At 47.7% G+C, this 17,200-nt stretch carries 20 protein-coding genes; 16 read left to right on the top strand and 4 right to left on the bottom strand.

Annotated elements, in window-relative coordinates:
• Positions 1–4 precede the first annotated feature (4 nt).
• From LCM20_RS01410 to LCM20_RS01365, 10 genes are all read left to right on the top strand, one after another.
• The gene (locus LCM20_RS01410; protein WP_225193639.1) at positions 5–1,669 is read left to right on the top strand and encodes a DAK2 domain-containing protein; all 1,665 of its coding nucleotides are present in this window, start codon (positions 5–7) and stop codon (positions 1,667–1,669) included.
• A 193-nt stretch (positions 1,670–1,862) separates the two neighbouring features.
• Positions 1,863–2,291, top strand: a complete 429-nt coding sequence (locus tag LCM20_RS01405; RefSeq protein WP_225193638.1) for a hypothetical protein — start codon at positions 1,863–1,865, stop codon at positions 2,289–2,291.
• Between the two features lie 161 nt (positions 2,292–2,452).
• Entirely contained in the window at positions 2,453–2,653 is a 201-nt protein-coding gene (locus tag LCM20_RS01400) for a hypothetical protein (protein ID WP_225193637.1), read from the top strand.
• Positions 2,613–3,563, top strand: coding sequence for a helix-turn-helix domain-containing protein (locus LCM20_RS01395; protein WP_225193636.1), 951 nt, complete (start codon positions 2,613–2,615; stop codon positions 3,561–3,563). The genes LCM20_RS01400 and LCM20_RS01395 overlap by 41 nt, the downstream gene beginning before the upstream one ends.
• Positions 3,564–3,628: 65 nt before the next feature.
• A complete protein-coding gene (locus LCM20_RS01390; protein ID WP_225193635.1) occupies positions 3,629–3,814 on the top strand; it encodes a hypothetical protein in 186 nt (61 codons plus the stop codon).
• A gap of 15 nt (positions 3,815–3,829) precedes the next feature.
• Positions 3,830–4,237: a hypothetical protein gene (locus tag LCM20_RS01385; RefSeq protein WP_225193634.1), complete on the top strand. Its 408-nt coding sequence runs from the start codon at positions 3,830–3,832 to the stop codon at positions 4,235–4,237.
• A 14-nt stretch (positions 4,238–4,251) separates the two neighbouring features.
• On the top strand, positions 4,252–4,935 hold the full coding sequence (locus LCM20_RS01380) for an HAD family hydrolase (RefSeq protein ID WP_225193633.1): 684 nt from the start codon (positions 4,252–4,254) through the stop codon (positions 4,933–4,935).
• A complete protein-coding gene (locus LCM20_RS01375; protein WP_225193632.1) occupies positions 4,935–5,354 on the top strand; it encodes an NUDIX hydrolase in 420 nt (139 codons plus the stop codon). Before LCM20_RS01380 ends, LCM20_RS01375 begins: the two co-directional genes overlap by 1 nt.
• Before the next feature lie 2 nt (positions 5,355–5,356).
• The gene (locus LCM20_RS01370) at positions 5,357–5,851 is read left to right on the top strand and encodes an NUDIX domain-containing protein (RefSeq protein WP_225193631.1); all 495 of its coding nucleotides are present in this window, start codon (positions 5,357–5,359) and stop codon (positions 5,849–5,851) included.
• An 85-nt stretch (positions 5,852–5,936) separates the two neighbouring features.
• Positions 5,937–6,518, top strand: coding sequence for an AAA family ATPase (locus tag LCM20_RS01365; protein ID WP_225193630.1), 582 nt, complete (start codon positions 5,937–5,939; stop codon positions 6,516–6,518).
• A gap of 74 nt (positions 6,519–6,592) precedes the next feature.
• Here LCM20_RS01365 and LCM20_RS19995 read toward each other — a convergent pair whose 3' ends face one another.
• The gene (locus LCM20_RS19995) at positions 6,593–6,715 is read right to left on the bottom strand and encodes a hypothetical protein (protein WP_263621890.1); all 123 of its coding nucleotides are present in this window, start codon (positions 6,713–6,715) and stop codon (positions 6,593–6,595) included.
• Between the two features lie 166 nt (positions 6,716–6,881).
• Here LCM20_RS19995 and LCM20_RS01360 point away from each other — a divergent pair, with 166 nt between their 5' ends.
• A complete protein-coding gene (locus LCM20_RS01360) occupies positions 6,882–7,322 on the top strand; it encodes a MarR family winged helix-turn-helix transcriptional regulator (protein ID WP_225193629.1) in 441 nt (146 codons plus the stop codon).
• Between the two features lie 24 nt (positions 7,323–7,346).
• Complete coding sequence (locus LCM20_RS01355; RefSeq protein ID WP_225193628.1) at positions 7,347–10,517, top strand: bifunctional cytochrome P450/NADPH--P450 reductase; 3,171 nt, start codon at positions 7,347–7,349, stop codon at positions 10,515–10,517.
• Positions 10,518–10,848: 331 nt separating this feature from the next.
• On the opposite strand, the gene LCM20_RS01350 is transcribed toward LCM20_RS01355, so the two are convergent.
• Positions 10,849–13,014 carry an FUSC family protein gene (locus LCM20_RS01350; RefSeq protein WP_225193627.1) on the bottom strand — a complete coding sequence of 722 codons (2,166 nt, stop codon included), beginning with the start codon at positions 13,012–13,014 and terminating at the stop codon, positions 10,849–10,851.
• 217 nt (positions 13,015–13,231) lie between these two features.
• On the opposite strand from LCM20_RS01350, the gene LCM20_RS01345 reads away from it, so the two are divergent.
• The 3 genes from LCM20_RS01345 to LCM20_RS01335 are packed head-to-tail and all read left to right on the top strand — an operon-like array spanning position 13,232 to position 15,176.
• Complete coding sequence (locus LCM20_RS01345; protein ID WP_225193626.1) at positions 13,232–13,738, top strand: DinB family protein; 507 nt, start codon at positions 13,232–13,234, stop codon at positions 13,736–13,738.
• Entirely contained in the window at positions 13,739–14,284 is a 546-nt protein-coding gene (locus LCM20_RS01340; RefSeq protein WP_225193625.1) for a GNAT family N-acetyltransferase, read from the top strand.
• A 22-nt stretch (positions 14,285–14,306) separates the two neighbouring features.
• Positions 14,307–15,176 carry a DoxX-like family protein gene (locus tag LCM20_RS01335; RefSeq protein ID WP_225193624.1) on the top strand — a complete coding sequence of 290 codons (870 nt, stop codon included), beginning with the start codon at positions 14,307–14,309 and terminating at the stop codon, positions 15,174–15,176.
• On the opposite strand, the gene LCM20_RS01330 is transcribed toward LCM20_RS01335, so the two are convergent.
• Together LCM20_RS01330 and LCM20_RS01325 are read right to left on the bottom strand one after the other, a co-directional pair.
• Positions 15,168–16,052 carry a phosphotransferase gene (locus LCM20_RS01330; RefSeq protein WP_225193623.1) on the bottom strand — a complete coding sequence of 295 codons (885 nt, stop codon included), beginning with the start codon at positions 16,050–16,052 and terminating at the stop codon, positions 15,168–15,170. The two genes, LCM20_RS01335 and LCM20_RS01330, sit on opposite strands and share 9 nt — an antisense overlap.
• Before the next feature lie 41 nt (positions 16,053–16,093).
• A complete protein-coding gene (locus LCM20_RS01325; RefSeq protein WP_225193622.1) occupies positions 16,094–16,750 on the bottom strand; it encodes a DUF4396 domain-containing protein in 657 nt (218 codons plus the stop codon).
• A gap of 125 nt (positions 16,751–16,875) precedes the next feature.
• Between LCM20_RS01325 and LCM20_RS01320 the strand changes: the two genes are divergently transcribed.
• Positions 16,876–17,193 (top strand): metal-sensing transcriptional repressor, encoded by a 318-nt coding sequence (locus tag LCM20_RS01320; RefSeq protein WP_225193621.1) that lies wholly within the window; start codon positions 16,876–16,878, stop codon positions 17,191–17,193.
• Positions 17,194–17,200 lie beyond the last annotated feature (7 nt).

Raw genomic sequence — 17,200 nt, 5'->3', positions numbered from 1 at the left:
AAGCGTGACGTTACAAACTATTGACGGCAAACAGTTAGCCGAAATGATCTTACAGGGAGCGCATCACCTGACGAGGAACTCGCAGATGATCGATGCTCTGAACGTATTCCCGGTTCCAGATGGTGATACCGGAACCAATATGAATCTATCGATGACTTCCGGAGCAGAGGAAGTGAAATCGGTAAAGGAGAACCATGCCGGAGTGGTGGCCCAGGCACTATCTAAAGGGCTTCTTATGGGTGCCCGAGGAAACTCCGGTGTCATCTTGTCTCAAATTTTCCGCGGGTTTGGAAAAGCGATTGAAGACAAAGAGACGCTTACCACGAAAGACTTGTCTGATGGTCTTCAAGGCGGTGTGACGACGGCATATAAAGCTGTCATGAAGCCTGTTGAAGGTACGATTCTAACGGTTGCAAAGGACTCTGCTGAAGCATCTGTAGAGCTTGCGGAGCAGCATGAGGACGTCATTGACTTCATGGAAGCGGTCGTCGATGCAGCGAAGAAATCCTTGAAGCGCACACCGGAATTACTACCTGTCCTGAAAGAAGTCGGAGTCGTCGACAGTGGAGGGCAGGGTCTCCTTACGATTTATGAAGGGTTCCTTGCTAATCTGAAGGGAGAAGAGCTTCCTGACGTGGAAGATGCGGTTTCCATGGATGACATGGTCAATGCCGAGCACCACAAGCTTGCTCAGGACTTCATGAACACAGAAGATATCGAGTTCGGTTACTGTACTGAATTCATGGTTAAGTTCGAGGAGGACAAACTAGAGCAGAATCCTTATACAGATGAGGCGTTCCGCGATCAGTTAAGCAAGCTGGGTGACTCCCTATTGGTCGTTTCGGATGAAGAGCTGGTCAAAGTTCACGTTCACGCTGAGAACCCGGGGGAAGCGCTGACACTCGGGCAGCAGTTCGGTAGTCTGATCAACATGAAGATTGAGAATATGCGTGAACAGCATACGTCGATCGTAGGAGACAAGAAAAAGAAGAAAAAGTCTGAGAAGAAGGCTCCTTACGGGATCGTAACGGTTGCTATGGGTGACGGAATCAAGAAGCTCTTTGAAAGCCTCGGAGCGAACGTCGTCATTCAAGGTGGTCAGACGATGAACCCAAGTACGCAGGACCTTTCAGAAGCGATTAAAGAAGCGCATGCTGAGAACGTCATTATTTTACCGAACAACAAGAACATCATCATGGCAGCGGATCAAGCAGCAGAGCTTGCTGAAATTCCGGTATCAGTCGTGAAGACGAAGACGATTCCACAAGGCATGAGCGCAATGCTCGGCTTCAACCCTGAAGCGGATCTCGAAACGAATACGGACGAAATGACAAGTCTTATGTCTGAAGTGAAGACTGGTCAAATTACGTATGCCGTTCGGGATACGCAGATTGAAGGAATGACGATTAAAAAAGGTCACTATATGGGCATCGCAGAAGGCAAGATTTCTGCTACCGATAAAGATAAGTTCACAGCAGCGAAGACGCTTCTGAACCAGCTGATCGACGAAGATGAGGACGAAATCATCACGATTCTCGTCGGTGAGGATGTTGAGGAAAAAGAAGTCGCTGAATTAGAAGAATATATCGAGGAAACGTTCGAAGATTTAGAGGTTGAGATCCACCAGGGTGGACAACCGATTTATTCTTACATTTTCTCCGTTGAATAATATGTATGAGCAAGAGCGCTGGTCTGAACCGACCGGCGCTCTTTTTGTATAGAGAGGTTAAAGTGCCCACTCATTTGTGCTACACTGATAATGGATATTATACAAAATGCTGTAAATGGATGGTGTGGATCTTTTGTATAAAAAGTCGATAGTAGCGGTACTCCTCATCGCAGTTTTAGCAGGGTGCGGTGTATTGGCTCAGCAGAAGGAAGAGCGGAAGGCTGAAGCATTGATTCATGATTACTATCAAGGTCTCGTCGAGGAAGACTACGACAAGGCATTTGAACAACTTCAATTATACGACGTGTCTGACGGTAAACGTGTGGACACTTCACGACCTGATCAAGAGGCGGAAGCATTCTATAAGGAAAAAATAGATGCTCGTAAGGATTTAGATTTTCAGATCAAAGACTATGAGATTACCGAGATTGAATACGAGGATGGACATTCTTTTTGGCATCACGTACTTTTGCACGTTGAAGAAGATGGAGAAACGTACACGGTTCAAGAAAAAGCCTTCCTGCGCGATGAAAAGCTGTTGATCTCCTCAGGACACCCGCTAGCCGAACTGAGGGATGGGAACATGAGTGTTGACATAGATCAGGTATTAGAGTGGTGGTGATCCGGAAATCAGATGGGGTGTGGATATGAAACGTTTGACGACGGATTATGCTTACGAAGACCGTTACTTTATACTTGGAGACCCCCTTTTCTATGGGTGGGTCCTCATTTTTATCGTGATCGCCATTTATCTTTTTTTCTGGTGGAAAAGGAGGTGACAGCATGATCTGGCCGATTATAGGAATCAGCGCGGCAGTCGGTGTCGTTATTTACGCTAAGGTAAAGGAAGCCAACAAGAAGCATGAGCCCCCGATCAGGCAGATGGAAGTGGAAAAGACTAATGAAGAGGGCTATGAACGGGCGAAAGCGAAGGAATATGTACATGGAGGCAGCCATGTCGGTGGAGGCGGAGGAGACGCCTGACATCATATGGTGGGAAAACTTTTTTCAAAAGAGCGACACCAAAATTCGACTCGCTTCGATTATAGATATAAAGAAGATAATCGAGGTGCCTGTCATGGATTTATCTACTATTCAAGCTTATCAGTCTTTTCAGTCCGTTAAGGAGATGGACCTTCACGTCCGCTCTTATTTGAAAAAACATAAAGCAAAACTGTCGGAAGGAAATATTGCCGTTCTTACATCGGTTTGGCGTCATTCTGTCAAATTCCCCGGCGTCTCGTTTGCGAAAGTCGATACGATCATGAAAAACACAGGAGTCAGCAGAAGCACCGTCATCCGCACGATCAACCGACTCGTTGAAACCCGCCTGTTGCAGCGTTTGAAAACGTGCAAGCCGAATGGAAAGCAGGGAGCAAATCTCTTAATCATCCTGCCACAGGATGACCTTCTTTCGCTCGTTGATGACACCCCAGTTGATACCCTTCCTGACACCCCAACAAAGTCCACTCAACCTACCAGCATCAACGCCGGAAGCCTGAATTCGGAACCGGAAACTAAGCATAAACCAAGAGTAAACGAAGACCATAGTAAGACTGTATCTATGGACGCCTCTTACCTCCCGTCTTTCATTCCATCTTCTTTTGCAAACCTCGCGCACTCGTTCTTCCCGTTGCAGGAAGTGGAGCGTGTCTGGAGAACGATTGTAACTGCCTATCGAAAAGTGAATCTGACACAGCCGCTCGAAGCCTATCTCCCGCAAATCCAGGAAACGTTCAAGCAAGCGATCTATGTTTTTAAAAACGGCAAGGTGAAGGCAAGTTTTCCTTCCTACCTGTATGGCGGGATGATTGTGGCCTTTAAAAAATGTGTCCACCAGGAAGTGCTGGAGGATGAGGATACGGTCTATTACGACTGGCTGAATGAAGGATAAAGAGGGTTTTACATGAGAAATAGAGAAGCTAATAAAGAGAAATAAAAAAAGAAGGAGCGTATGTTTTGGGTCAAGATAAATTGTATTGGATGCTTATGCCGCCTTTTCTTATGATGGCATTACTCTGCTATTTTCTACTGCCTCAGGAACACCGCTATTATTCCTTCGCCGTACTTGCCTTATTCTGGGTTGTTTATTATGGACTGAAATACATGTTCGCTAAAAAAACAAGTCGGAAGGGAGGACGGTAACCAGGAGGTGAAATGATGTTGAAACGAAAGATCCTGACGACGATTATCGCCACACCCCTATCACTGTTAATCATCTTTGCGATGTTCTTCGGGGAATGGAGCATGCCGCTTGAAGTACTCGCGATGTCCTTTACATTTGCACTGTGGCTTTCCCCGATTGTCATTCTGTACGGCGTTCCAATGACACTTCTATCTGACCTTGTCAGCGGAAAGTTCTTCAAGCGATACAGAAGAACAGCAGCATTTTTGATTCACATTGCTGCGGGATTTTTGTTCGGCTTCATCGCTCCGATGGATCATCACGTATGGGGGGAAGTCGTCAATGGTACGCTGATTTTTGCAACCCTCGCAGCCATCGCCTTCTGGGCTATTGATGAGTGGCTGCGACCTAAAAAGGTGAATCAGAAGCAATCAATTTCATAAGGAGAGGTGGACCCATGAACAAAGCTGTCATATTCGATATGGATGGAACATTATTTCAAACGGAAAAAATATTAGAACTCGCTCTTGAAGATGCGTTTCAAGATCTCCGTCTCAAAGGGGAGTGGAACAAGGGCACGCCGATAGAGGAATACCGTGACATTATGGGGGTACCCCTTCCGGAGGTGTGGGCCACGTTATTACCGAATCATGATGAGAAGACTAGGGAGGAAGTCGATCGTTATTTTCTCGACCGTCTAACAGCCAACATTTCAGAAGGCAGGGGTTCGTTATATCCTGAAGTCAAGAAGGCGCTCCGAAGCTTGAAGGAGCAAGGGTATTCCATTTACATAGCAAGTAACGGACTGACGAAGTATTTACAAGCCATCGTCAATTTTTACAGGTTGGACGAATGGGTCACGGAAACGTTCAGTATTGAGCAGATCGACTCCTTGGACAAAGCAGATTTGGTAAAAGGAATTGTAGAGAAATATGAGATTCAAGAAGGCTTCGTTGTGGGGGACCGTCTTTCCGATATCAAAGCAGCGAAGCGGAACGAACTGACAGCTGTAGGCTGCCGGTTTGATTTTGCCAAGGAAGAAGAACTCGCACAAGCGGATTACGTCATAAGCGCATTATCCGAACTATTATCGATTACAACGGAACGTGAGAAGGTTCTCGCCCATAAGGAGGGGGAATGATGTCAGAGGTTTATACACCACCGAAGCATAGACTCTCCGCTGCAGCCATTGTTCTGAATGACCGACAGGAACTTCTGTTGATCAAAGGACCTAGACGTGGCTGGGAGATGCCGGGTGGTCAAGTGGAGGAAGGGGAGTCGCTGACGGATGCCGCAATCAGAGAGACGAAGGAAGAGTCCGGCGTCGAAATTGAAATTGTTCAATTTTGCGGGGTATTTCAGAATGTGGAGGCTTCCATATGCAATACGCTCTTTCTGGCTAAGGCAGTCGGGGGAGAAATGACGACGACAGCAGAAAGTCTTGAAGTCGGTTTTTTCCCTTTACGTGAGGCCATGGAAATGGTGACCCTTGGCAATTTCAAGGAAAGGATTGAGCTGTGTTTGAGTGAAGAATCACAACCTTTCTTGAGGGAGTTTTAGCCATGAAATTTGACATTGAGCTCAAGCAGGAGGCGTTGCCCAGCTGCACGTACACTGTGTTAAGGGAAGCGGTAAGGGCTGTCTCCATCAAGGGGGAAAAGGTTCTGCTTATCCAGACTAAGGACGGAGATGTCAAGTTTCCGGGCGGAGGGGTAGAAGCATCGGAGTCTCACACAGATACCCTATTGAGAGAAATAATTGAAGAGACGGGTTACATAAGGAGCGAAGTGCTTCAAAAGGCAGGAGTGGTAGTAGAGGTGAAAGAAGACGAATTTAATCAAAATCAATCCTTTCAAATGACCTCTCACTACTACTGGTGCAATATCCATACGGACGTCCGGACATGTCAGCAGCTGGACCGATACGAAACAGACCTCTCTTTCAAACCGGTTTGGCTTACTATCGAGGAAGCAATCGAGATGAATGAACAGGCTCAAAATCTAGAGATTAGTTGGTTGGAGCGTGAAACGGCTGTATTGAAAGCATTGAGAAAATGACAAAGACCAGGGACCAGTACTGCTTTATCATCAATCGGAGTATTGGTCCTGACAACATAGGTGAGATTGTGAGGATGAGAAGATTATGAAACTGGTATTACTATTCGGTCCGCAGGCCGTGGGGAAAATGACGGTCGGACAGGAGCTTGAGAAGGAAACGGGGCTGAAGCTGTTCCACAACCATATGACGATCGAGATGCTTGAGCCTTTCTTCGGGTTCAGTGAGGACATGTGGAAGATTTCAGATAAGATGCGGGAAGAGGTGTTCCGTGCGTACTCCAAAACTGCTCAGGAAGGGATGATCTTTACCTTCGTCTGGGTCTTCAATAAGCAGGAGGACTGGGACATGGTAGAGAAAATTCGTTCCATCTTTGAATCTGAAGGTGCTGAAGTGTACTACGTCGAGCTTGAGGCTGATCTGGACGCAAGGCTTGAACGGAACCGTACACCGAACAGACTGGAACATAAGCCGACGAAAAGGAATGTGGAAGATTCCGAGAAAAGACTCATCCAGTCTATGGATGATTTGCGCTTGAACTCGGAAGACGGAGAAATCGACGCAGCGAATTATGTGAAAATCAATAATAGCCACTTGAGTCCAAAGGAAGTAGTAGACGTTATTAGGAAAAAGTTCGATTTTGAACAGGTAAGTCTGTCCTCAACATAATCCTGTGTGAGCTACTATCAATATAGGAAATCTATAAATGGAAACAAGCACCCGGTAGCGGGTGCTTGTTTTCGTTATTCATCATCCTGATCGCTGTTCTTCTTGTTCCCCTTGGCATACTTTCCTTGTCTGCCGTATTCCTTATTCGTTTCCTCAGAGCGTTCTTCACCGCTTTTACCCTGGTTTTGGTCAGCCATGTAAGTAACCTCCTTCGAATTGATTTCAAAAGTTATATAACCATTATTTGAACTGGGTAAACCACCCAACCGAAGATAATCATCCCAATCCGCCGATTTGCCTATTGTTAAAAAGGTACACCTCCTGTACTATTTAAGGTAAGAGAATAGTACAGGAGGTGTACTAATGTCAGAACAGCTACGGCAATCGTTTTCTAAATTCAGAGAGGCGATGTGGGTCATCAACGACTATGTTGTAAAAGTATTGGCGGAGCATGAAGCGTTGAACCGCTACTCCCAGCAGCAGCTCGAGACCCTTCGCATCATCAGGGAAAACCCAAACATTTCCCAAAACAAAATTGCGACCACGCAAGGAGTCTTCAAAACGGCCATTTCAAACCGGATTAAGAAACTTCAGGAAGATGGTCTGATTACGATTAATGCGGGAGAAGACATGAGAAAGAAGTCGATCTCGCTTACGGGCAAAGGAACCGAATTGATGGAGACAGCGGAAGAAGTCGTCTATCAAAACCTCGATCAGCTGCTTGAAGGTCATTTCTCACAAGAGGAAGTGATGGAATTCTCCCAGCAGCTCGACAAAATCGTTCAGTTGATTAAGAAAGACTAGAGAAGAGAAAGGGATGACCGAATCATGAGTGAAACAAAGACGATACCACAACCGAAGACGTACGGTCCTCTAGGAAACGTGCCACTTCTCAATAAAGATAAGCCGGTTCTATCATTTATGGACTTAGCGGAAGAGTATGGTGACATTTACAGAATCCAAACCCCGAGCAGCACAGCGGTAATGGTTTCAGGTCACGAATTGGTACAGGAAGTATGCGATGAATCCCGTTTCGATAAAAGCATCGAAGGAGCCCTCGAGAAAGTGCGTGCCTTCGGAGGCGACGGTCTTTTTACAAGTAACACCCAGGAGAAGAATTGGCAGAAGGCACACAACATCTTGATGCCGACCTTCAGTCAGCGTGCAATGAAGGACTACCACGACATGATGGTGGACATTGCCACTCAGCTCGTTCAAAAATGGGAACGTCTCAACCCGAAGGAAGAAGTCGATGTGCCGGAGGATATGACGCGCCTGACGCTCGATACGATCGGCTTATGCGGCTTCAACTACCGTTTCAACAGCTACTACCGCGATGTTCCGCATCCGTTCATTACAAGTATGGTACGAGCGCTTGATGAGTCGATGCATCAGTTGCAGCGTCTTGATGTGCAGGATAAACTGATGGTCCGCACAAAACGCCAGTTCAATCATGACATCCAGTCGATGTTCAGCCTTGTCGACCGGATCATTGCCGAACGGAAAACGGAAGACAACCCGATTGACAATGATCTGCTTGCCCGCATGTTAAATGTAAAGGATCCAGAAACCGGAGAAAAATTGGATGATGAGAACATCCGCTATCAGATCATTACATTCCTCATCGCAGGACATGAGACGACAAGTGGATTGTTGTCCTTTGCCTTATACTTCCTTATGAACCATCCGGAGAAGCTTGAGAAGGCTTACGAGGAAGTGGATCAGGTGTTTGATGGATCGATTCCGTCCTATAAAGACGTGCTGAACTTAAAATATGTCCGGATGATTTTGAATGAAGCACTCCGCCTATGGCCGACTGCTCCTGCTTTCAGCCTTTACCCGAAAGAGGATACGATCATCGGAGGCAAGTATGCCATCCATAAAGGGGAAAAAGTGACGGTCTTGATTCCACAGCTTCATCGTGACAAAGACGCATGGGGTGAAGATGCGGAAGCCTTTCGTCCAGAACGGTTCGAAGACACAGATCAAGTCCCTCATCACGCTTATAAACCTTTCGGCAATGGGCAGAGAGCCTGCATCGGGATGCAGTTCGCGCTTCATGAAGCGACACTCGTCCTCGGGATGCTGCTGAAGCATTTCGAGTTTGTCGACCACAATCAATATGAGCTCGACATCAAGCAGACATTGACCTTCAAACCGGATGACTTCAAGATTCAAGTTAAACCGCGACAGAGCTTCCAGTTCACAACTGTGAAGGAAGCGGATCAAGAAGAAAGCACGAAAGAGGACGTACAGAAAGCCAATATCGAAGGGTTGAACGATCGCCCCCTTCACGTCCTTTACGGTTCGGATATGGGAACGGCAGAAGGCGTTGCACGAGAGCTTGCTGATACGGCATCCATGCACGGGATCCAGACACAGGTCAGAGCCCTGAACGACTCTGTCGGAAACGTTCCGAAAGAGGGAGCGGTTCTCATCGTGACGTCGTCCTACAACGGAAAGCCGCCGAGCAATGCCGGTCAGTTCGTCCAATGGCTGGAAGAAGCGGCGGCGCAGGATTTAGAAGGGGTGCACTATGCTGTATTCGGATGCGGAGACCACAACTGGGCAAGTACGTACCAAAACGTTCCAAGATGGATAGACGAGCAATTGTCCCGAAAAGGTGCAACCCGATTCGCATCTCGAGGCGAAGGGGACGTGAGTGCAGACTTTGAAGAGCAGTTCGATCGATGGAAAAAGACGATGTGGTCGGATGCCATTGAACACTTCGGCCTACAAGTGGAAGAAAACGTCCAACAGGAGAAGAGTACATTAAGCTTGGAGTACGTCCAGGGGAACAGTGGATCTCCACTAGCCAGAACGTACGAAGCCGTCCACGCAACCATTGCAGCGAATAAAGAATTGCAAACTGCGGACAGTGAGCGAAGCACGAGACACGTAGAAGTCGAACTGCCGGAAGGAATCACCTATCAGGAAGGCGATCACCTTGGGGTACTGCCTGCCAACAGCCGTCAAAACGTAGAGCGCATCCTTCGCCGCTTTGATCTAAACGAGAATGATCAAGTCGTCTTGACTGCCAGTGGAAAAAGTACACCTCACCTTCCGATGGATCGACCTGTCAGCCTGCGTGACCTTCTGACGTACAGTGTGGAAGTCCAGAACGCTGCGACCCGCGCCCAAATCCGGGAGCTTGCTGCCTACACCGAGTGCCCGCCTCATAAGATCGAGCTCGAAGGCTTGCTTGAGGAAGGCGTCTATCAGGAAAAGGTATTAAGCACACGGTTGAGTATGCTTGATTTACTGGAAAAATATGAAGCATGTGCCCTTCCGTTCGAGAAGTTTCTAGAGCTATTGCCGGCGTTGAAGCCAAGGTATTATTCCATTTCCAGCTCTCCTAGAGTGAGTCCTGACAAAGCGAGTGTTACGGTTGCAGTCGTTGAAGGACCGGCTTGGAGCGGACTCGGAGAATACCGGGGTGTCGCATCAAACGACTTGGCAGACCGCAGAGTGGGAGAGGAGATTCTCATGTTCATCCGCACGCCGGAGACAAATTTCCAACCTCCTGAAAATCCTGAAACACCGATCATTATGGTCGGACCGGGCACAGGAGTTGCGCCTTTCAGAGGATTTCTGCAGGCTCGTCAGGCAGAGAAAGAAGCAGGAGGAACCGTGGGAGAAGCACATTTATACTTCGGGTGCCGCAACGCCTGCGATTTCATTTACCAAAACGAATTGGAGCAGTATGAAAAAGATGGCATTGTTGATCTGCATACAGCCTTCTCCCGTATAAAGGAAAACGAGAAGACGTATGTGCAGCATCTAATGAAGAACGACAAAGAATCGCTTATTCAACTCCTCGACCAAGGGGCTCATCTCTATATTTGCGGAGACGGAAGCCGTATGGCACCTGAAGTGGAAGAAACGTTGAAAGAAGCTTACTCAAGCATTCACGGAAAAAATGCCGCTGAAGCCGAGGAATGGCTGAATCAGCTTCAGGAACAAGGTCGTTTTGCCAAAGATGTCTGGGCAGGTGTGTAAGAACTAATAGTAATAGGTTCTGGATGATATAGAGTGGGGCGTGGGGTGGAAAATAACTCGCTTTCCGTGGGCGGCGTTGAGCCTCCTCATTCCCTTCGGTCATTCCGGGGTCTCAACTGACCTTCTGCTCCCACAGGAGTCTCGCCATTTTCCACCCCACTTTGCAATAATAGAGAATCCAGAACCTACCAACAATCTGAGTCTACAACGAATATCTGTTCGAATACCCACGATTGAACCTTATATCCGCCGTTCGCCAAAATTCCCTTGCTTTAATGATTAATGATTCAACCGAAGCACATTCTCGCGGATCTAAAAAAGAGAGCAGCTGTTATTGGCTGCTCTCTTTTTCGTTTTCAGGGAGGAGGAGGAACGATTCGTTCATCTTCCATAGATAATATAAATGATGGATTAAATCTGCCTGTCCTTCCACAGGGTGGGCGGCTATGCGCTCGATCCGAATACGAAGTTCTTTCATATCCTGTAAGCCCTTCTCCGTCGTTCCCTGTTCAATCTGTTCTTTCAAGGCTTTGATGTTGTAGGAGAACGTTTGCTGTACGTCCTCGATCAGCTCCTGTATTTCACCGGAGTCAATCACATGCTTTTGATACGATGAAGCGACGAGGTGCTTGGCGTAATAGTTCACCGCTGTGAAAATCGTTACGCGCTCGGGAAGTCCGGAATATTTCTTACCACCCGGCCCTTGCAGGATCGGCTTTGCTGCGGCTTCGATGGTCTGCAGTTTCTCATCCAAAGTGAAACCGTACTCGGCCAGATTCTTCACTTCTTCTTTTTGTTGAAAACTGCTTAAATAGGCTTTCACATACTCATCTAGCTCGTCCAAATAGTCGAGGAGAGCTTCTGAGACTTTGTCCATGGTACGGGTCGGGAAAATATAAGCGGAAACCAAAAGCGCAATGGCGGCTCCGGCAATCGTATCGATGACGCGGGCGCCGAGGAGTTGATAGCTGATACCCCCGAGCATCAAGTCATACATGAACGCAATCAGCAGGGTGATAAACAAGCTCATGATCGTATACGAAACTGTAAATAAGTAAAAAGCAAGAAAGATGAACGTAAAGATCAGGATGACTTCCATCGCCGGCTGTCCGGAAAAGAGCTGGGCGAGCCCGAATCCGATCACCGCACCGATGACTGTTCCAATCGATCGCTCAAGTCCTTTCAAATACGTTTTTCCAACGGATTCTGTGCCGAGCTGAACAATGAAAGTCGTCAGGACGACCCAGTACGGTTGGATAGGGGAGATGAGATAGCCTACGACAATCGCAATCGAACCCGCAATAATCGACTGGATTGCTTTTTTCGTCGTCGGCTTCATGCCTTCCTGTTCTTCAGCTGTTTCTTCTTCCTCTTCTTTTTCCTCCGGTTCAGGGGTTGAAGTGGATTCCTTATATAAGGAAGACTGAATCACAAGGGCGCCTTCCGTGACGTGATCCGCCATTGCTTCAATACGACGAATTAAATAGTGCCATCCTTCCGGCGTGCGTTGATGAGCGAAATAATCGTCCGTCCGTTTTTTCAGGACAGAGATGACCTGTTCAGCCTTTGCCAAGTCTTCTTTTTCATAGTTCGAATGCAGGACTTCAGCCTGCTGCAAAATGGTGATCAGTTTCACGAGAATCGACTGAATTTCCTTCATTTCAAAGGCGTTCACGTCCTTCAGTCTGGTCAAGTTATCAGACAAGGTGGCCACAAGCATCGACGTGTCGAAAACATAGAGCTTTAACTGACGTGGGCTCAAGCCGGGCCAGATTTCACGGATGTCGTTGGCGTTCAAGTCTGTTGACACATGGTTGGCATATTCCCGCAGCTTCTTGACGTTATATAAAAGAGTCCGGTGACGGGAAGCTTTATATTCAGCATCCTCGATGATTTCAATCAACAGTTGAAAAGTCAGGTTCGCCTGCTTGTGAAAGGAATTCATACTTCTTTTCAACGTCTGAGCGGAATCACGGAATAGTATGAAGTTATATAAGTACGCACATCCGATTCCGATGAAAATCGTGACATAAAACCACGGAAACTGTTCGGGGGACAGTTTGAGAAACGATGAAAAGTAAACCGTGAAAAACCCGATCATCCCGAGAGAGAAGTACCGGCTTCCGAACCGGGAGAAATAAAAGCTTGAGAAGATGACGAGCACCATAAGAATCGATACGAGCACAGCTTGAGAGGCGAGAAGAGAACCTGCCGTTACACCACCTACTGCGGACACCCCAAGCAGTCCGGTCGTGACTTTCTTCTTCTCTTTCGTATCATCCATCACAATCATGATCCCCATCATCCCGGCCATCCCTGAAATGATCGACGGGAGGAGAGCGGGCTGGTCCAGGGCGTTCAGAATCAGCTGACTTAAGAATACCGATGTAATCAAGCTTAAGGTCGCCTTTCCTGACTGAAGAAGTCGTTTCCTTCCCGGGTCGCTGGCGAGCAGCCGACGGATCACATAAGGTTGTTTCATTCTGAATGTTGTCACTTTTCATTCCTCCTTTCGTATAAAGATAGACGCTCTCTATCATAAAATAGATCGAGTCACGAAACAATTTTTTTCTCTTTTCAAAGGGATATTCTTATTTTATACGGTACGTGGATTTTTTTCACGAACCATGTCCGATCAACCGGCTTGTAGTCACGATTTGGAAGCTCATGTAAAATAGATGAGGAGGAGCGTAAATAGGAAGGGAGGACTTGTTATGAAAATAGAGAAGATCGAAGGGTTTGAACCACAAATCGGCCTGCTTGTATCTCAAATGGAGTATGTACGGAGAACGACGCTTGAAGCGGTTCAGGGACTCACTGTGTCAGAACTGGACGCGCTTCATAAACCTGACGGCAACACCATAGGAGCTCTACTTTTACATATTGCAGCAGTCGAGAAAGGATTCCAAATCGAATTTTTCGATGGTAGAAAACCGAATGCAGAGGAAACGAAAGAGTGGGGTCCTGCATACAGCCTTGGGGCTTCAGCTAGAGAAGTAATACAGGGTAACCCGCTTGATTATTATGTACATAAGCTGGATGAGGTGAGAAACCGTACGCTGGAAGTTTTCTCACAGAAATCTGACAGGTGGCTGTTTGAAGACTGCCTTTGGGATCAACAGCCATCGAACCACTATTTTATCTGGTTCCACGTCTATGAAGACGAGATCAACCATCGCGGGCAGATCCGAATCATTCGTAAAATGCTGGGAGAGGGTTAAATGAAACGAAACACTTGGGACAAAAGCCAACTGAAGTGGAGAGAATTTAAGGAAGAGGACTGGAAGAGCGTGCACGAGTATGCTTCTCAGCCCATCGTCTGCACCTATCAACCTTGGGGACCGAACACGATCGACGATTCCAAGGCGTTCGTCGATCAAGTGATAAAAGACCGAGAAATCGATCACCGTACTAGATTTGCCTTTGCGATTTTGTACAAGGAGAAGGTGATTGGAACGGGAGAACTGAATATCGATGATGCAGTGAATCTGGCAGGCGTCATTTCCTATATCTTACATCCTGGTTACTGGGGGAAGGGGTTAGGGACAGAAGTAGCCAATCGCTTACTACAGTACGGCTTTAAGGAGATGGGTCTGCATCGCATTTGTGCCACATGTGACCCGGGAAACACGGGTTCCGCGCGAATTTTGACTAAGGTCGGCATGAAGAAGGAAGGCAGAATGAGAGAGAACTTGTACATGAAGGACGGGTGGCGCGATTCTCTTTTATTCAGCGTGCTGGAGCATGAATGGACGGATCCATTTTAAATGAGAGAAAGGAGTTCTCACAGTGAGTAAGCAGATCTATGTAGAAGCTGATATCCAGGCTCCCATCGAAGACGTGTGGGAAGCTTCACAAGAGCCGCACCTTCACGAACAGTGGGACGTACGATTCTCTTCGATCCGTTATCAACCGAAGGAGCATGAAGATGATCCACAGCACTTCACGTACGAAACGAACGTGATGCCCGGAATCAAAGTGAGTGGGTGGGGAAAGAGCGTCGGCACCCATCACGCTGAAGACTCTTCGCGAACCTCCTCTCTCCACTTCGGAACAGACCAGAAGATTTCTCCGATCAAGGAAGGGCGGGGGTATTGGAAATACATCCCCACAGACGAAGGGACAACCTTTCTTACCCAGTATCAGTTCGAATCGAGATGGGGGGAGTCATGGTTCCGCCCGCTGATCGGATGGGGCACAGCGCTCAGCTTCGACGTCTTCAAACGTTGGTTGGAAAAGAAGGAAGCGCCACGCTCTCAGTATGTGCGTTTCTTGACGTATTGGATGCTGACGTTTTTGTTTGCGTTCATCTGGATCTACCACGGACTGGTTCCGAAACTGATTGCGATGCATCCTGAAGAGCAGGCTCTCGCCCAAAACCCATTTCTCGATGCGCAGTCTGTCGTTCTCCTGGCGGGTCTCGTGGAAGTGGCATTCGGGTTCGTCTGGCTCGTGTACCGTAAAAGGAAGCGGCTGTTCAAGCTGCAGCTCGTGGCCATTCCTTTCCTGACCGTGGCGGCTATTGTTGCAGATCCTTCTACGCTTGCTCATCCGTTCAGTCCGCTGACCTATAACCTTTCGCTGATCGTCCTTTCTGTGATGGGAACCTTTGTGGCAGAGGATGTCCCGACAGCAGCTTCATGCAGGCGGTCACCTTAAGGCCTTTTCGATTCCGGCTTCTGCCCATTTCTGGACGTTGTGATCCTTTGTATCGAGCGCAAATTGAAGCAGCATGATCGAAGTGAACAGAGCGCGGAACCGAGCGAGTTTCTCCGTGTAGAGATCCACGTCACCGTATTCTTGAAAGAACCCAGCCCGGTCTTCAGGTTGAAGGGTCATATAAACGAACGCGAGATCGACAGCCGGGTGTCCGAGGTGGGCATCTCCCCAGTCGATGATGCCTGAAATGCGGCCTTGGTCCATGATGATATTTTTGGCATGGAGGTCGCCGTGGACGAACGTCTGGCCTTCCGGGTTCTCCTCATCGGGTACGTGTTCTACATAGGATTTCAGTTCGTCCAGCAGTGACCGTGACAAGACGTGCTCAATGTTATGAATGGCTTCTTTCAGTTTGGGTTTCCGCTTCTTAACCGAAAGGCGATCGAGATGGTCTAGGGCTGCTGCATCGACCTTCAGTTGATGCAACTCGCTTAGGAAGCGGCCAAGACGTGGCGCATCGGGGGCAACAGCGTTCGTGTCGGATTCATCGGTCAGTACGTGTCCCTTCATATAAGTGAAGCCTACGAATGGAAAGTCTCCGTCATCTGCTTTCCCGCGGTACCGTGGTTCCGGTATGGGGATGGAGAGCTTATGGGAAGACAGATCATGCAGGACGGATGCTTCGGTCTCCATGGCTTCGAATCCCATTTTTCTTCTCGGGAAGCGGAAGGCGTATTGGTTGTTGACGGTATAGACAGTGTGGTCGAAGCCTGTTCCAGCTGTCCGGATCGTGATGGGGGCGAGTTCCGGGAACTGTTCGAGCTTCTCTTTGGCTTGTTCGATGGTCGTCGGGTGAGTGGCTTCCCAAGGATTCATAGAAGACCTCCTTTTTTCCCCTATCTTAGCACGAAATCGTTTTACATTTCTTCTTTGATCCCTTTCCTGACGAGGATCCAGTTTGCTGGGTAACTCGTTAGAAAACCGAGGATCATCGCAATCTGCATCATGAACCAATAGGTGGCTTCGGTCGGTTTCGGTGGTTCTGCGAAGAGGACGAAATGCACAATGGCCATCCAGCCGAACATGCCAATTTCAAAGGCGATCAAGGATAGCGAGTCTGCCTTGATGGCCGCTTTCAGTGAATGGGTGACGCCCTGCTCTTGATTCATTGGATAAATCGCGAAAAATTGAAAGATAATACCGAATGCATAAGCAAGAATGAATTCCACAGCGTAATGGGCGAATAGGGTGGATCCCGCAATCGTCAATCCGGTGAGCGCAACGATCGGTACACCGACAGCATCTCCAAATGAGCAGCCTGCAGAACAGTGACTGGTCGAAACGAACACTTTGGCTGGTCTGCCTCGGTGGTCTTCGCGGTCATTGTCTTTCGCTTTCAATTTTCCCCATTTGAAGTATGTCCAGAGTGCAAAAGGACCGAAAAACCATCCGTTGATTGGCCAGACGATGTTCATGATCTTCATCATCTGGGGATGACGAATGATATCGACTGTTATGATAATGGAAGAAAGAATGCCGAGTCCTAGGGCAATCCAAGAAATAATAGCTAACATATCAACACCTCGTTTTTTGGAATTAATATACCCCCACTATGTAAGTGGCTAAACATAACATGGGCAAAGAATTTGACTGTATATACATTACGGGGGTATAGTATGAATTAGAAGAGGTGATTAGAATGTGTGAACATGATCTGCCGGAGAATAGCGGAAAATCTCCTGTTAAACCGAGGAACGACGAGGAGAAGAAAGCCATCAACAATCGTTTGAAACGGATTGAAGGACAAATTAGAGGTATACAAAAAATGGTCGAAGAAGACCGGTACTGTGTCGATACTTTAGTTCAAATATCAGCTGTCACAAAAGCGCTGAACAAGGTAGGGTATTCCTTGATGGAACGCCACACCCATCACTGTGTAGCCGATGCCATTAAAAAGGGTGAAGGTGACGAGGCGATCGATGAGCTGATGAAGGTCATTCAGCAATTCTCCAAATAAGGAGGGG

Origin of the sequence: Halobacillus litoralis, from assembly GCF_020171725.1 — a bacterium.
In the GTDB taxonomy this organism is placed as follows: Bacteria; Bacillota; Bacilli; order Bacillales; family Halobacillaceae; genus Halobacillus; species Halobacillus litoralis_F.
This window is presented reverse-complemented; position numbering and strand designations above follow the sequence as displayed.

Coding starts and splice junctions, on each gene's coding strand:
- LCM20_RS01380 (WP_225193633.1), top strand. CDS start 4,252: ATGAACAAAGCTGTCATATTCGATATGGATGGAACATTATTTCAAACG.
- LCM20_RS19995 (WP_263621890.1), bottom strand. CDS start 6,715: ATGGCTGACCAAAACCAGGGTAAAAGCGGTGAAGAACGCTCTGAGGAA.
- LCM20_RS01400 (WP_225193637.1), top strand. CDS start 2,453: ATGATCTGGCCGATTATAGGAATCAGCGCGGCAGTCGGTGTCGTTATT.
- LCM20_RS01325 (WP_225193622.1), bottom strand. CDS start 16,750: ATGTTAGCTATTATTTCTTGGATTGCCCTAGGACTCGGCATTCTTTCT.
- LCM20_RS01395 (WP_225193636.1), top strand. CDS start 2,613: ATGGAGGCAGCCATGTCGGTGGAGGCGGAGGAGACGCCTGACATCATA.
- LCM20_RS01385 (WP_225193634.1), top strand. CDS start 3,830: ATGTTGAAACGAAAGATCCTGACGACGATTATCGCCACACCCCTATCA.
- LCM20_RS01370 (WP_225193631.1), top strand. CDS start 5,357: ATGAAATTTGACATTGAGCTCAAGCAGGAGGCGTTGCCCAGCTGCACG.
- LCM20_RS01345 (WP_225193626.1), top strand. CDS start 13,232: ATGAAAATAGAGAAGATCGAAGGGTTTGAACCACAAATCGGCCTGCTT.
- LCM20_RS01355 (WP_225193628.1), top strand. CDS start 7,347: ATGAGTGAAACAAAGACGATACCACAACCGAAGACGTACGGTCCTCTA.
- LCM20_RS01330 (WP_225193623.1), bottom strand. CDS start 16,052: ATGAATCCTTGGGAAGCCACTCACCCGACGACCATCGAACAAGCCAAA.
- LCM20_RS01320 (WP_225193621.1), top strand. CDS start 16,876: ATGTGTGAACATGATCTGCCGGAGAATAGCGGAAAATCTCCTGTTAAA.
- LCM20_RS01365 (WP_225193630.1), top strand. CDS start 5,937: ATGAAACTGGTATTACTATTCGGTCCGCAGGCCGTGGGGAAAATGACG.
- LCM20_RS01375 (WP_225193632.1), top strand. CDS start 4,935: ATGTCAGAGGTTTATACACCACCGAAGCATAGACTCTCCGCTGCAGCC.
- LCM20_RS01360 (WP_225193629.1), top strand. CDS start 6,882: ATGTCAGAACAGCTACGGCAATCGTTTTCTAAATTCAGAGAGGCGATG.
- LCM20_RS01340 (WP_225193625.1), top strand. CDS start 13,739: ATGAAACGAAACACTTGGGACAAAAGCCAACTGAAGTGGAGAGAATTT.